This is a genomic window from [Erwinia] mediterraneensis (assembly GCF_900604315.1).
In the GTDB taxonomy this organism is placed as follows: domain Bacteria; phylum Pseudomonadota; class Gammaproteobacteria; order Enterobacterales; family Enterobacteriaceae; genus Pantoea; species Pantoea mediterraneensis_A.
Window position 1 is genome coordinate 40,208 of the sequence record NZ_LR026981.1, and the last position, 14,283, is coordinate 54,490.

The 14,283-nt window shown below is 53.1% G+C and carries 14 protein-coding genes; 6 read left to right on the forward strand and 8 right to left on the reverse strand.

The window, feature by feature from the left end; translation table 11 throughout:
• Positions 1 to 114: 114 nt before the first annotated feature.
• On the reverse strand, positions 115 to 1,074 hold the full coding sequence (locus tag E0E17_RS19885) for a LacI family DNA-binding transcriptional regulator (RefSeq protein WP_130835901.1): 960 nt from the start codon (positions 1,072 to 1,074) through the stop codon (positions 115 to 117).
• A gap of 287 nt (positions 1,075 to 1,361) precedes the next feature.
• On the opposite strand from E0E17_RS19885, the gene E0E17_RS19890 reads away from it, so the two are divergent.
• From E0E17_RS19890 to E0E17_RS19915, 6 genes are all read left to right on the forward strand, one after another.
• On the forward strand, positions 1,362 to 1,676 hold the full coding sequence (locus E0E17_RS19890; RefSeq protein ID WP_130835902.1) for a PTS sugar transporter subunit IIB: 315 nt from the start codon (positions 1,362 to 1,364) through the stop codon (positions 1,674 to 1,676).
• Between the two features lie 12 nt (positions 1,677 to 1,688).
• Positions 1,689 to 3,014, forward strand: a complete 1,326-nt coding sequence (locus E0E17_RS19895) for a PTS sugar transporter subunit IIC (RefSeq protein WP_130835903.1) — start codon at positions 1,689 to 1,691, stop codon at positions 3,012 to 3,014.
• Positions 3,015 to 3,028: 14 nt separating this feature from the next.
• The gene (locus tag E0E17_RS19900; protein WP_130835904.1) at positions 3,029 to 4,417 is read left to right on the forward strand and encodes a glycoside hydrolase family 1 protein; all 1,389 of its coding nucleotides are present in this window, start codon (positions 3,029 to 3,031) and stop codon (positions 4,415 to 4,417) included.
• A gap of 7 nt (positions 4,418 to 4,424) precedes the next feature.
• Positions 4,425 to 4,727, forward strand: coding sequence for a PTS lactose/cellobiose transporter subunit IIA (locus E0E17_RS19905; protein ID WP_130835953.1), 303 nt, complete (start codon positions 4,425 to 4,427; stop codon positions 4,725 to 4,727).
• A 164-nt stretch (positions 4,728 to 4,891) separates the two neighbouring features.
• Positions 4,892 to 6,274 (forward strand): carbohydrate porin, encoded by a 1,383-nt coding sequence (locus tag E0E17_RS19910; RefSeq protein ID WP_130835905.1) that lies wholly within the window; start codon positions 4,892 to 4,894, stop codon positions 6,272 to 6,274.
• A 368-nt stretch (positions 6,275 to 6,642) separates the two neighbouring features.
• The gene (locus E0E17_RS19915) at positions 6,643 to 8,349 is read left to right on the forward strand and encodes a serine--tRNA ligase (RefSeq protein WP_130835906.1); all 1,707 of its coding nucleotides are present in this window, start codon (positions 6,643 to 6,645) and stop codon (positions 8,347 to 8,349) included.
• 269 nt (positions 8,350 to 8,618) lie between these two features.
• Here E0E17_RS19915 and E0E17_RS19920 read toward each other — a convergent pair whose 3' ends face one another.
• The 7 genes from E0E17_RS19920 to sctJ form a co-directional block, all read right to left on the reverse strand.
• Positions 8,619 to 9,617 (reverse strand): hypothetical protein, encoded by a 999-nt coding sequence (locus E0E17_RS19920; RefSeq protein ID WP_130835907.1) that lies wholly within the window; start codon positions 9,615 to 9,617, stop codon positions 8,619 to 8,621.
• Between the two features lie 51 nt (positions 9,618 to 9,668).
• Positions 9,669 to 9,854 carry an HrpT family type III secretion system protein gene (gene hrpT / locus E0E17_RS19925; protein WP_130835908.1) on the reverse strand — a complete coding sequence of 62 codons (186 nt, stop codon included), beginning with the start codon at positions 9,852 to 9,854 and terminating at the stop codon, positions 9,669 to 9,671.
• A gap of 9 nt (positions 9,855 to 9,863) precedes the next feature.
• A complete protein-coding gene (gene sctC / locus E0E17_RS19930) occupies positions 9,864 to 11,894 on the reverse strand; it encodes a type III secretion system outer membrane ring subunit SctC (RefSeq protein WP_130835909.1) in 2,031 nt (676 codons plus the stop codon).
• Between the two features lie 86 nt (positions 11,895 to 11,980).
• Positions 11,981 to 12,220 (reverse strand): hypothetical protein, encoded by a 240-nt coding sequence (locus tag E0E17_RS19935; protein WP_130835910.1) that lies wholly within the window; start codon positions 12,218 to 12,220, stop codon positions 11,981 to 11,983.
• A gap of 73 nt (positions 12,221 to 12,293) precedes the next feature.
• The gene (locus tag E0E17_RS19940; protein WP_130835911.1) at positions 12,294 to 12,935 is read right to left on the reverse strand and encodes an HrpE/YscL family type III secretion apparatus protein; all 642 of its coding nucleotides are present in this window, start codon (positions 12,933 to 12,935) and stop codon (positions 12,294 to 12,296) included.
• Positions 12,904 to 13,494, reverse strand: coding sequence for a hypothetical protein (locus E0E17_RS19945; protein ID WP_130835912.1), 591 nt, complete (start codon positions 13,492 to 13,494; stop codon positions 12,904 to 12,906). Before E0E17_RS19945 ends, E0E17_RS19940 begins: the two co-directional genes overlap by 32 nt.
• Entirely contained in the window at positions 13,494 to 14,276 is a 783-nt protein-coding gene (gene sctJ / locus E0E17_RS19950) for a type III secretion system inner membrane ring lipoprotein SctJ (RefSeq protein ID WP_130835913.1), read from the reverse strand. Before sctJ ends, E0E17_RS19945 begins: the two co-directional genes overlap by 1 nt.
• Positions 14,277 to 14,283: the final 7 nt, after the last annotated feature.

The window sequence follows — 14,283 nt, forward strand, 5'->3', positions numbered from 1 at the left end:
AGCCAGGCTGAGAAATCATTTTGTTAAATCATCACGGGTAATGATATCCAGCCTCACAGGCAGCAATCACGAGGGCAGCTTCACCTGCATCGTGATTGCTCAGTGGCTGTATGCTCAGCGCTTGCGCATTTCCGGGATAAAGAGATCGCCGCGCAACACGCAGGAGCCCAGCACGTTTTGCGTTTTCTCGCTCAGCCAGCTGGCCACCCGGGCCGCCATCATATCCAGCGAATACTCAATGGCCGGAATGGTAGGTACACCCGGTAAATGCAGCGATCCCGCCAGACTGAAAACCATAATGTCATCCGGAACGGATTTATTGAATGCCTGCAGTTGCGGGATTACCCGCTGCGCCTCTTGCTCATCCGCCACCAGTAACGCATTCAGGTTAAGCGTTTTGGCGTTATTCATCAGTTCCTGCAAGGCAACCGATGGGGAAGTTGAGTCGATAAACACCAGATTGCGGTTAAAGGGCAAAAAGTTCTTTTCCAGCGCATGTTTGTAGCCCAGTAAAACCTGTTCGGCAAAACGGTTTCCATAGGGATGAATCAGGCCGATATGGCGTCGTTTCTGACTGATAAGGTAGTTACAGGCCGTTTCGGCGGCAAAGGCGTGGTCGAACCGGATGCTGTTGGCATACTCATTCTCACTCTCCATACAGTCCACCAGGATCACGTTATCCTGGGTGATGTTCAACGGAAAGCGGGCGCCAATAATCAGTACATCGTCGCACAGCCCGTAGCTTAATTCTTCCAGCGCACTCATCACGCCGCTTTTCGTGTTGGCGAAGCGCAACAACAGATGTTTCTGATGTTGGCTGAGATGTTTTTCCAGTGCGTAAAGATAACCTGTGGTCTGGTTAATGTTGTCCTGCGCGCAAATGACCCCAATGCAGCCGGTTGTCTGGCTGAGCAGCGACTGGGCAATAACATTGGGACGATAATTTAGCTCTTCAACCGCCTTGAGTACCGCTTGCCGGCTGGCTTCTTTTACACCGCGTGAGCCGCTCAACACTCGCGAGACTGTGGCTTTGGACACCCCAGCTAAACGTGATACATCGTTGATAGTTGCCATTATTTACCCCTGACAGGGTCTCTCCCTGTAATCCCTGATACTGATTCAGCTTAAATTTTCACCTTTCGAAGTATATCCGTTTCCGTTTTTTATGGAAACCGAATTTCCATTTGTGCGCCAGAAAAGCGTCAACCCCACCAAATACGTGACCTGAATCGCGTAATTCCGCCATATACGAAGGAAATATTGAACGCTATCACACTTCTTTTTTTCATTTATGGAAATCGGTTTCCTCATGATATCCAATCAGCCTGGAAAACTTTGCTTACATCTTAAGGTGGGTCTCAATGTACAAGATTATGTTGTGTTGTTCCGCAGGAATGTCCACCAGCATGCTGGTGCGAAAGATGTCAGATGCCGCTGAGGAACGCGGTCTCCCGGTGCAGATTGAGGCGTTTGGTGTTGCCGAATTTGACACACAGTTTCCACACTATCAGGTGGTGCTGCTCGGTCCTCAGGTGAAGTACATGTTAAACACGCTGTCAGAAAAGGCTGCCGCGCACGGCATTCCGGTACAACCCATTGATATGATGGACTATGGAATGCAACGTGGTGATAAGGTGCTTGATTATGCTCTGTCGCTGATTGAAGCGGCACAATAAAAAGGTGTCATTATGAGTTCGTTATATCAGTCCATGGTTACTGTTATTGAACAAACCATTACGCCGCTCGCCGGGCGTCTGGGGCAGCAGAAGTACGTGATCGCCATACGCGACGGCTTTACGGCGGCACTGCCTTTCATGATTATCGGCTCGTTTATGCTGGTATTTATCTTCCCTCCTTTTGCGGCGGAAACCACCAACAGTTTTGCGCGCGGCTGGCTGGATTTTTCAGAGGCATATCGTGAACAGCTGATGCTGCCCTTCAATCTGAGTATGGGGGTAATGACCTTCTTTATCTCAGTGGGAATAGGCGCCAGCCTGGGCCGTCAGTTTAACCTTGATCCGGTTATGTCAGGTCTGCTGGCCTTTATGGCATTTTTACTGGTGGCTGCCCCGTATGCGGACGGCAAAATCTCTACGCAGTATCTTTCCGGGCAGGGGATTTTTACAGCGCTGATCACCTCCATCTATTCCACCCGCATCTACGCCTGGCTGAAACAGAACAAGATCACCATCCGTCTGCCAAAAGAAGTACCGACTGGCGTGGCACGCTCGTTTGAGATCCTGATCCCGGTGCTGGTGATTATCGGTACGCTGCATCCGCTGAACCTGTTTATCGAAGCGCAGGCCGGTATGATCCTGCCCCAGGCGATTATGCATCTGCTGGAGCCGTTGGTTTCCGCATCAGATTCGCTGCCAGCCATTCTGCTTTCGGTCCTGCTGTGTCAGATTTTCTGGTTTGCCGGTATCCATGGTGCGCTGATTGTAACCGGCATCATGAATCCGTTCTGGATGGCCAACCTTTCCGCTAACCAGGCGGCGCTGGCAGCCGGTACTGCCCTGCCCCATGTTTATCTGCAGGGCTTCTGGGATCACTACCTGTTGATTGGTGGTGTCGGCTCCACCCTGCCGCTGGCTTTCCTGCTGTTACGCAGTCGCGTTACCCACCTGCGTACCATTGGCAAAATGGGGGTTGTACCCAGCTTTTTTAATATCAATGAGCCGATCCTGTTTGGTGCGCCCATTATCATGAACCCGTTGCTGTTCATCCCCTTTATTTTTGTACCGACGGTCAATGCGATACTGGCCTGGACCGCCACCAAACTGGGCTGGCTGACCCAGGTCGTTTCCCTGACGCCCTGGACTACCCCCGCGCCTATCGGTGCCTCCTGGGCCGCTAACTGGACGCTGAGCCCGGTGGTGATGTGCATTATCTGCATGGTGATGTCGGCACTGATGTACCTGCCGTTCCTGCGCGCTTATGAACGTTCCCTGCTGAAAACCGAAGAGCAAAAAGCGCAGGCTAATGCCCCGGTAACGCAGCCTGTCAGTAACTAACAAGAGAAAAGTCGATGAAATATCAGTTTCCCGATAACTTCTGGTGGGGAAGTGCCAGCTCTGCCTTGCAGACGGAAGGCGCGAGCCAGCTCGGCGGTAAAAGTCAGACCACCTGGGACCTGTGGTATGCCGAGCAGCCGTGGCGCTTTCATCAGGGCATCGGCCCTGATGATACCTCTACCTTTTATCGCCACTGGCGCGATGATATTGCGCTGCTGAAGCAACTGAACCACAACAGCTTTCGTACCTCGCTTAGCTGGTCACGGCTGATCCCGGAAGGAACCGGAGCGGTTAACCTGGAGGCGGTCACCTTCTATAACCAGGTGATCGATGAACTGCTGGCGCAGGGCATTACGCCCTTTATCACCCTGTTTCACTTCGACATGCCGCGCGTCATGCAGGAAAAAGGCGGCTGGGAAAACCGCGAAGTGGTACAGGCCTTCAGTGATTATGCCCAGGTCTGCTTTGAACTGTTTGGCGATCGGGTGAAGCACTGGTTCACCTTTAATGAACCCATCGTACCGGTAGAGGGGGGATATCTGTACGACTTCCACTATCCGAACGTAGTGGATTTCAAACGCGCCGCGACAGTGGCGTATCACACGGTGCTGGCGCATGCTTCTGCGGTGCGCGGCTGGCGGGCGGGTCAGTATGAGGGCGAGATAGGCATTGTGCTTAACCTGACGCCTTCCTATCCCCGTTCACAGCATCCGGCTGACCTGACGGCGGCGCATCATGCCGACCTGCTGTTTAACCGCAGCTTCCTGGATCCGGTCTTACGCGGCGAATATCCGGCAGATTTAGTGGCGCTACTGGAGAAATATGCCCAGCTCCCGCTCTGTCAGCCTGAGGATAAAGCACTGATTGCGGCAGGAAAAATCGATTTACTCGGCATCAATTATTATCAGCCCCGTCGCGTAAAATGCCGCGGCAGCGCGGTGAACCCTGATGCGCCCTTTATGCCGGAATGGTTATTTGATCATTACGAAATGCCCGGCCGTAAAATGAACCCTTACCGCGGCTGGGAAATTTATGAGCCCGGCATTTACGACATCCTCACTAATCTGCGTGTGAATTACGGCAACCCACGCTGTTTTATTTCTGAAAATGGTATGGGCGTCGAAAACGAGCAGCGTTTTATTGAGAACGGCCAGATTAAAGATGATTACCGCATCGACTTTGTCGCTGAGCATCTTAAATGGCTGCATAAAGGTATCAGTGAAGGTTGTAATTGTCTGGGTTATCACATGTGGACATTTATTGATAACTGGTCATGGTGCAACGGCTATAAAAACCGTTATGGCTTTGTACAACTGGATTTAACGACCCAGAAACGCACCATTAAAAAGAGTGGCGAATGGTTTGCCGCTACCGCCGCGCATAATGGCTTTGATAAAGAGTGAGTAAATGATGATCGCATTAGAAGACGCAGTAATGGAAATTATCGTGAATGCGGGCCAGTCGCGCAGCCTCTGTTTTGAAGCGCTGCAGGCGGCACGTCAGAGTGACTTCGACCTGGCGACGCGTCTGCTGAAGGAAGCGGATGGTTATGCCCGTCAGGCGCACCATATGCAGACCAAACTGATTGAACAGGATGCCGGCGAGGCACGCCAGCCGATGACGTTAATTATGGTGCATGCCCAGGATCATTTAATGACTTCATTACTGGCGCGTGAATTAACTGAGGAGATTATTCATCTTTATCAGCGTTAATAATGCAATACCTCTGGGGCGCCAACAGTGACACGATAAGCGCGTCATTAACTGGCGGCAGATAAAATATAAATTCAGCTTGTTTTGGTGATGGCGGCATTTATTGTCAGACCAGAACGTGATGGTTATTAGCTGAAAAAAGTAACTTAATTATTGAGATAACCATGAATACGTTAAATAAACTTCCATTAGCAATGGCGGTTATTGCCGCTCTTTGCCCGGCTTCTGTGCTCGCACAGGAATTCACTCAGCAACAAATTGATGAAATCGTAGCCAGAGCGGTAGATAAAGCGCTGGCTGAGCGTCAGGCCAAAATTGATGCTGCCGTTAATCAAAAAGCGGATGTGATTACCGAGCCGGAAAGCACCGCGCAATCACCAGATATGGCGATTCCTTTCGGCATTAATTTCAGCGGCTATGCCCGTTATGGTGCGCATTATCAGGGCGCTGACCAGAAATATGTGGCGGTAGATGGCTCTTACAACGGCGCATCCGCCATTGGTCGTCTCGGCAATGAAAGCAATGGCGGTGAGTTCCAGCTTTCTAAAGCCTTTAAGGGCGATAACGGCGCTATCTGGGATGTTAACGTGATGTTTGATCACTGGGGCGATGAGGTGAACCTGAAAAAAGCCTACGCCGGGGTGACCAATCTGCTGGAATCCAACCCGAACGCCTACTTCTGGGCCGGACGTGATTTCCACCAGCGTCCACAACAGGGCATCAACGACTATTTCTGGATGAACCACGACGGTCAGGGCGCCGGGGTCAGAAACTTTGACATCGGCGGCGTAGCCTTTGACGTTGCTGTCGTGGCAGCAGTCGAATCCTGTAGCCCGGAAGTGATGTCCGATGAATCCAACCCGTCACGTATCACCTGTACCGGCGGCTCAGGAACCGGTGACAAAGGTAACTACGCGCTGACGTCAAAAATTCACGGTATGCAGGTTGGCCCACTGGATCTGGAGCTGTACGCCAACTATGGCTTTGACTCCAAAGCGGTGGATGGCGACGATCGCCTGAAAGCCTGGCAGGGTGGCGCGGTGCTCAGCCACAGCAATGACAGCGGCGTCAATAAAGTCATTGCCCGCTACTCCCATAACTCCGATAACAGCGTGTTTAACAAGAGCGACGATCTGAGTTCAGTCTACCTGAGTTTTGAAGGCAGCCATAAATTTACCCCGCAGGCGCAGGTCGAATATCTGTTGGCCTGGCATGATTATGATAACAGCTCGGTGGATACCGATAACCGCACCAACTATGGCGCGATTGTTCGCCCCATGTATTTCTGGAATGACGTTCACTCCACCTGGCTGGAGGCGGGTTATCAGCTGGTGGATTATGATAACGGCGGCGAAAACAAAGGCTGGAAGCTGACCCTGTCGCAGAACATCTCCATCGGCATGGGCCCCGAGTTCCGTCCGATGCTGCGCTTCTACGTCACCGGCGGCGAGGTGGATAACGAGCACACTGCGCGCGTTAATGGCAGTAATGAAGATACCCGTCTCGATTCATTTAACGTTGGCGCCATGTGGGAAGCCTGGTTTTAATTATATCGCAGGGGTGGCCGCCGGGACGGTCCCCCCTGTGGGCAATCGCAGTCGAGAACCCCTTTCCCCGGGATCCTGGCCATCGGTTCTTCCCCTTTCTGGTTCAGAGAGTCTGATGGCGCCGTGCCTTACTTCCTGTACTGACTGTCCGTTTACCTGAAACACCGTCCCTTTTTGTGAGATCGATCTCATTTATCCAGGCAACTAAACCTCTTCTGCTGTCACTTATTCAGTGACATTCATTTTTTAATTTTCTCCTGCCGCCAGGGTGAGTAATAGCATCCTTGCGGCAATGGCGCATTGAGTCGGACAGCGGTTAGTCGATATCAAGCCAGAGGAGCGGTTAATGTATACAGAGGAATCTTACAATGAGTAGCATCTCCAGTCCTAACCCGTTATCCCACAGTCATGCGGCTTCTATGCTCTCCCTGGCTCCGGAAGAGGAACATCAACCGGCAGCAAATACTGCGACCGAAATGGTTCCTGTGACCGTCATACCACACGATAGGGTGTCTGTATCACGTGAGGAAGTGTTGCGGAATCGCGGGGACACGATGCGATCGGAGGGAAACGAGCAGATTCAGGAAGGCGTGAGGCTTGACAGCGAAGGCAGAAGACTGATTGAAACGGGAGAAGCTTTATTAGCCTCAGTGCAAAGGCATCGGAATGAGTTAAAAGAACAATTAGAAGTGCTCACAAGCGACAGAAAAGGAAAGATATCGGAGCATAAGATAGAGGAAGTCACCGAGCAGATCACCAACGCAGAGGTCTTGTTACAACAGCGCGAAGCGAAAGGTAAGGCTTCTATTAAAAAAGGACAAAATTTAAAACTGCAGGCTGAGCAGCTCATTAATTCAGGCCAACAAAAAGTTACTGAGGGTAATGTATTAAGCGGACGAGCTTCAAATCAGGCCCGAGTCGAGACGAAATTAGCGGAATATTTTGGATCACCGGATGTTGAAGCGCATCCGCAGATGAATAAGTTGATTCAGGATCGGGCTGAAGCGCTGACCATCATGGGAGAAACCGCAGACAGTATTGCCGAGGTGATGTCAAAAGGAGCATGGCTGGACGATATCAGTGTATTTGCTAAAGGATCTCTGGGAGCTATACCCTTTGCTGCATCAGGTTTTGTGAATACCGCGCTTGCAGCCAGATTTGGCCTGGAAGAACATGCTGGTGATACGGGAGGCGTAACTGCCTGGGTATTAAAAGCCTGGGGCGATAAACTTCTGGAATCGACCGGAAAAGATGTCACATGGTTGGCGGGAGATAAAGAGAATCTGATGTCTGAAGTGAAAGACTATTTAGAAAGCAAAAATAGCCACGAGACATTAAAGAAGTTTGCTTATGGGCCATCAGGTTTTGATGCGCGTAATCTGATTAATATCGGCGCATCGTTCATCCCTAACGAAACAGCTAAAAAAGCTATTGATGCCGGGTTGACGGTATTGGCTGGGGGGGTCGGAGATTATCTTGTCAATAAAAATAGTGTCTTTAGCGGTCCTCAATATCTCCTGGGGCTGAAAGATGGTGAGTGGCAAAAACAGTATCAGGCGTTAAAAGATACCAAAATAACGCAGCAGGTATTCACTAATGGCGCTAACCGTGCGATAGAACTTGGTAAATCCATTAACCCATACAATATGCTGAGAGGTGTGGGTAATAACTTTAAGCTTGAGAATCTGGCGCAAACTGCAGGATTAGGGGGCGGCTTAGCATTGAACTCAAATCTGTCACGCATTTTTGGTTATGGTGTCGATACGGATCTGCAAAAAGAACTGGTGGCAAAAACAACAAACCTTTTGTTCGGGGGAGTCAGTTATCGCCTGCAAATGGCAGGCGGTATGCTCGGTCAGCTGGGCGATATGAAGATCGTAGATAAATATAACCAGTTTACCGGTCGCACCCCAAGAGAGGTGCAAGGTTCGGAGACGACTCACACCCCGGAAGATACCTCTTCCCCGCGTCCGGTTCCGGTCACCCCTGAGGCTCAATCATCCGCGTCAATCCGCTCGAATTTAATTCAAAACAAATTGATGAGCGGCGCGATTTCTTATCCTGGCAATGCGTAAAGCGTTTCAGCACAGACGGTAGATAATGCCAGCTTTGCAGCTAACCCTACTGAAACAGGCTGCAACTGGTTTTCATCTTCTCTGCCATAGCGTGGGTTATGTTATGGCAGAGTCCGGCTGTCGTTATCCCCGTTACAGCGCTGAACACCTCTCGTTCATTTATTTAATCAGAATCTGTACATCTATAATTCCGACGGAGACTTAGTCGCCTCTCACCGCATAAAAAAGCCCGGCGTGGTTGTCCCGCCGGGCGATATCTGAAAGCTCCCTTACGCCTGTGCAAGCAGGAAATGCTTGTCGGCAGGCACATCTGGGGCAACAACCGGCGGGTTCTCAACGGCATTTTTTCCGATCTGTCCGGCAAAACTCTGAGCGTCACGCAGCACGGATGGGTCCTGGAAAGCCGGATTCGGCGTACCGGAGATGGCATCCTGCAGCATGTTTTTCGCCTGCATAAACTTATCGATGACATTGTCATTCAGACGTCCGTCTTTGATGTCTTTCTCAAAGTTAGCCTGATCGGATTTACCAAAAATCTCCGGATGAGCATCCATAAACTTACACACCTCTGTCGCCGCTGGCATGTCGCCGCGATCAAAGGTGTGATAACTTTTGCCTTTGGCATCTGCCGGATTCACTTCGCGCAGGGCATCCATCGCCGCGCCAGCATTTTGCAGCGCCTGGTTCCCCATGGCATTCCCCACCGCATTGCCTACCGCATTGCCCGCCTGGGTGAAGTCGGTTGGTGAATTGAACGATCCGGGCATCGACTGACCACCCGGCTGCGGACTACCCAGTCCCTGCGTGGCCCCCTGATTAAAAGCATTCTGGTTCTGTGGATCGGTCAGCCCCTGCTGCAGCTGTTTCATCAATGAGTCACCAATTAACTGGGAAAGAACCTGGGAAATCAGCTGATCCAGCAGATTACCGCTCTGGAAGGGACCCGCACCGCCCTGCGCATTGCCCAGTCCATTAGGACCATTTGCGCCATCGAAATTGCCCAGACCGTTAAGGCCATTTGAGCCACCAAAACCGCCCGGACCATTGACGTTATTTCCTCCGCCAAAACTGCCGGGGCCAGACTGCTGATTTTGATTCCCCCCTAACAGTTGTTGCAGGATCGCGTTCGCCAGCTTATCAATCAGGTTATCTTTCACCTCATTGGCGAGACTTTTTAACGGCGTAGGCGATCCCAGGATATTGCTATGTAACAGATTCCCGACGGGACTATTGGTCAGGGTCAGGGCTTTCGAGGCTAATGGCAGCATAATGTAGACTCCTCAGGTTAGTTAAGAGTACCGGACACCATTCCGGCGAATTTAATACATGGCGACGCGGGTATAATCGTCATCGCTGTTACGCATATCTTCTGGCCACCAGATAGTCAGTTTTTTGTAATCGGATAACGGTCGACAACTGACATCCTGGCACCCCCCTCTCATCTGTCCGGCGCACCCGCTCAGGGTGAGAACCAGTAACAGAAAAACCAGTAAGCGTGACTTCATTCTGTCTCCTTATGGGGTCAGCAGAGACTGACGACTACGGCGCAGACCCGCATGGATCTCGTACGCCACATACACTTCAGCAGACTGCCCGGGTGCCAGCTGGGTGGTGGGCCAGGCAGCAACGGCCAGTACCCCGCCGCCACGGCAGAGCGACTCATCAAACCGCTGCGGTTTTGCCGTGACATTGCGGATGACACCGACGCTGATCTGCAGCGCTCCCTTGCTGTACCACTGATTACGGCTGGCATCGACCGTCAGGCCGGGCGCGATGCCACACAGGTTGATCAGGCCGCGCCCCTCACCACCGGAGCTGAAACCTTGCGGCACCTGGTTCTGCGCCAGATCGCGCATCGCCCGTTCCAGCGGCCCCTTCATGGCGCTGAATTTTTGACGGCGCTGCATCTCCTGCACCGAATCGGCAATCTGACCGCGGAATTCCGGATCCACATAGCGTGAGGGGTCAACCTGATCGCCAATCAGATGAGGCGAAATAATAAACAACCGCTCACGATTGGAAGTGACCTGACTGGTGGAGGAGAAGAACTTGCCGATAAAGGGAATGCTGCCGAGTATCGGAATACGGCGCACGCGATCGCCGGTTTCACGCGAGCTGAAGCCCCCCATCACCAGGGTATTTTTCTCTTCTACCAGTGCCTGGGTGCTCACTTTCGCCTGGCGCGTGCCCTCTGGTTCGCCCTCCAGATCGCGGCTCAGCTTGCCGTCTTCCACATCAACGGTAAGCTGGATAGAGACCCGATCTTTGTTTGTCAGGGCGCGCGGCACCACCTGCAGCGTAGTACCGGCAGTGATCGGTGTGACTTCGGCGACACGTTCGCCGATGCTTTGCAAATACGCCGTTTCACTGAAGTCGAGCACCGCGGGCTGGTTTTCCAGCGTCAGTACCGAGGGGTTGGCGATAACCGACGCATTCCCCTTTCCTTCCAGCGCCTGAATCTGACCAAAAAAGCGCTGGAAATCCGTGACAAAAAGCGTACTGCTGCCGCCCAGCATGGAGGAACCGGCGGTTACATTACCAAAGCTGCCGAGCAGATTGGCGGAGAGACGGGAGAGTTCACTGCGGTCCACGTCAACAATCAGCGCGTTGATTTCAATTAGTTTGTTCGGGATATCAATCTGTGAAATCAGCGCCTGATAGACATTGCGCCGGGCAGGATCGTCGCGGATCAGCAGCACGTTATTACGCACATCTGCCGATACCATGGGTTTGAAATCGTCAGACTCTTCTTTCAGCAAACCCGAGTTTGGCTTCATGGTGCGTCGGGCCAAATCGGCCAGAATACTGTCGTTCTGCTCCATAAAGCTGTCCATCATGGGATTGCCGTTACTGCTTTCCTGCTGCTGCACGCCGCTGGCCGATTTAGGGTTCTGCTGCCCCAGCAGTTCATTCAGAATGGTCGTGACGCCCGGCACCAGCAAAGTTTTGTCCCGGTAACGAATTTGTCGGTCAGAGACGGAGGCATATTTCAGTGGAAAGACCATCAGCTCTTTATCAGCTTTATTCTGCTTTTCGTTTTCGCTGAACTGACTGATCAGAGAAACATATTCTGCCGGACCGGTTACCAGTACTGCGTCCTGTTCAGGGATTTCTCCCCAGCCGAAACGCGGCTCCAGCAACCCGATCCCTTCCAGTGCCTGCTTCAGGCCGCTGGCACCATCTTTACTGAGCTTCAGACGGCGTGATTCCTGCTTCGACATTGGGCTGACATACAGCGTGTTGTTATACACAAACCACTGAAAACGGTGCTCCAGCGCCAGTCGGTTAAGAAACGCCTCGGCGCTGCTGGAGCGCAGCCGCCCTGATACCCTTTCAGCGCCGGTCATTTCCCCCATCCGCAGCTGCACGGCATGGCTGTTGGCAAAATCGTTTAATACCGTCTCAAGGCTGGTGTCCTGGGCAGAATAAGCATACGCCCCGTCTTTCCACTCCTCCGGCGTACGCGCCTGAGCAGAAAATATGGTCAGCGCGCCGCTTAATACCAGGGAGACAGCGACAGCGGCAGCGTGTTTGACTGAATACACGTCTTCTTCCTTTTGTTAACCTCAGACAAGAGGATAATCCTGCGGGTGATGACAGAAGCAGGAAGCCACGGGCTTCCTGCACGGGCTCAGTTAATCGCGTTGATAATGGCTTTACTGATACCAGAATTAATGTTGGATGCCTGACTGGACATCTGACTGGCGGTATTCATCGCCAGCATGTCCATCTGAAAGGCATACATATCCTGGGGGGTGACCATTCCGTTTTGCGATTGTCGCCGGAGCGTATTGGAAAAGGCTTCGTTGTATTTTTCAGCGAAGTTATCTGTCAGACGCTGCTGCAGGTTCGCCAGGTTTGTCATACTCATCTTTGTTTCCTCATGGTTAACCACTCAGAAACTACGTAACCTGACGGGGAAAGCGGTTCCGCGCAGCAGCGAATTATTCTGTTAACAGCGTCATACATTGCTGACGCAGCGTGTGCCAGCGGATGCGCATTTCACCGGAGTCGGCACGCAAACAGAGCGCATCTGCGGGCAACGTGTCATCCTGCTCCAGCGGCCAGGGCAGCGACATCTGTTGCAGTTCATCCAGCAGCGAGGCGGGCGCGCAGAGCCGACACGCTTCGCCGGGCGGCGTTGCCTGTTGCAGCTGGCGTAACAGCGCCCGGATTTGTGTTGATGGCGGACACTCGCCCAGCAGCTGACTCAGCACCGCCTGTAATAAGGCATCACACTCCGCCTCAACCGAATGCTGCTGCCGTTGCTGTTGCTGCTGCCACTGGTCAAAAAAATGCTGACTTTCCGCGATAAACGCCGCTTCCGCCTGCGCGCGCACGTCTTCTGCGCTGAGCTGTGCCTGGTGCCGGGCCTGTTCCAGCAGCTGCGTGGCCTGCTGTTGCGCCTGTGCAAGGATCAGCCCCGCCTGCTCCCGGGCCTGCTCCACCAGATGTTCCGCCTGCTGCCGGGCCTCTGCCAGACAATCTCGCGCCTCGCGTTGACGCGCCAGAACATCGCGCGTAACCACCGTTTCACCGGCCAGTAACGCGGGATCAGCCAGCGTCAGGCGTTTCTGTATCCACATTCTGGCTCTCCTCCCGACAGGCCTGCCAGATCACGGCCTGCCATAACAGGTTGCATTTTTCGGTTGGTAACAGCGGCAGCGCATGCATTTCCGCCTGTTCGACAGCCGCTGCGGGCAGCAACAGACGGATCCGCTGCCAGCAGCCGGGTGTCAGGCTCCGTCGCAGCAGCGCTTCGGGAACGGGATATTCCCCGCCTGCCCACTGTGACGGACGCAGCGCTTTATGCAGACGCTGGCACCAGAGTTTGAGTGACGCCGTGGGTAGTACCGGGGCCTGAGCAGGGGTAATCACCGCCAGTGCTAACCAGAGGGCCAGCTGACGGCGTGCTTCCGGTAACGCCAGCCACGCCGCTAACCAGTCAGGCAGCTCTTCCGGCGCGATCAGTGTGACTTCCAGCAAAGGTAACAGGGCTGGCGGATCGGCGCGCAACAGCGCACGCCGGCTTTCAGCCTCCAGCGTGAAAAAGGGCAAAGTATGCCAGTCGGGATGCACGACCTCGATAAAGTCACCACTCCACCAGCGCAGCCCGTCAACCGCCGTGAGGCTCTGCGTCAGCATCAGGACTCACGCGATCCGTTCAGCGCGGCGGCTTTGCGGGAAGGCAACGCAGAGAGTAATTTTCCGCGCATCAGGAAAAGCGGCACCAGCAGCAATAACAGCCCCGACAGAGTGAAAAACAGGGTTTTTACCGTGCCGTACTCGTCTGTCGTCAGGATAAAAGGTCCCAGCGTGACAAACTCGCGCCGATCCTGGTAGGCTTCTCCCGGCACAAAGACCACTGAGACAGCGTCAGGCCCTTTGCCGTTAAGGCCGGGAATACTGGTGGTCACCAGACGGCGGATACGCGGTTCGATACTGTCCGGATCCAGCGAACTCAGATATTTAATAAACACGGCGGCAGACGCAGGCTGAACCGGCTCGCCCGGCGCCACGCGCTCCGGCAACACCACGTGTACCCGGGCAACGACAACGCCATCAATCTGGGCCAGCGTCGACTCCACTTCCTGCGACAGCGCATAAATATAGCGCGCACGCTCTTCCATCGGGCTGGAAATAATGCCGTTCTTCTGGAAGACCTCGCCCATGTTGGTACGCGCGCGATGCGGCAGTCCTCTGGCATTCAGGATCTGTACTGAGCGATCGAGATCGTTTTGATTAACCAGCACCGCTACGCCATTTTTGTCTATCTGTTTGCGGGCATCGATGTGGTACTTTGAAAGCTCTGACAGCATTTCATTGGCATCACTTTCATTAATACCGGTATGCAGAATGACCGGCTTGTCACAGCCGGTCAGTAAAAACAGCATCACCAGTAACAGTGCATATTTCATCTGTTTCATCAGCGGT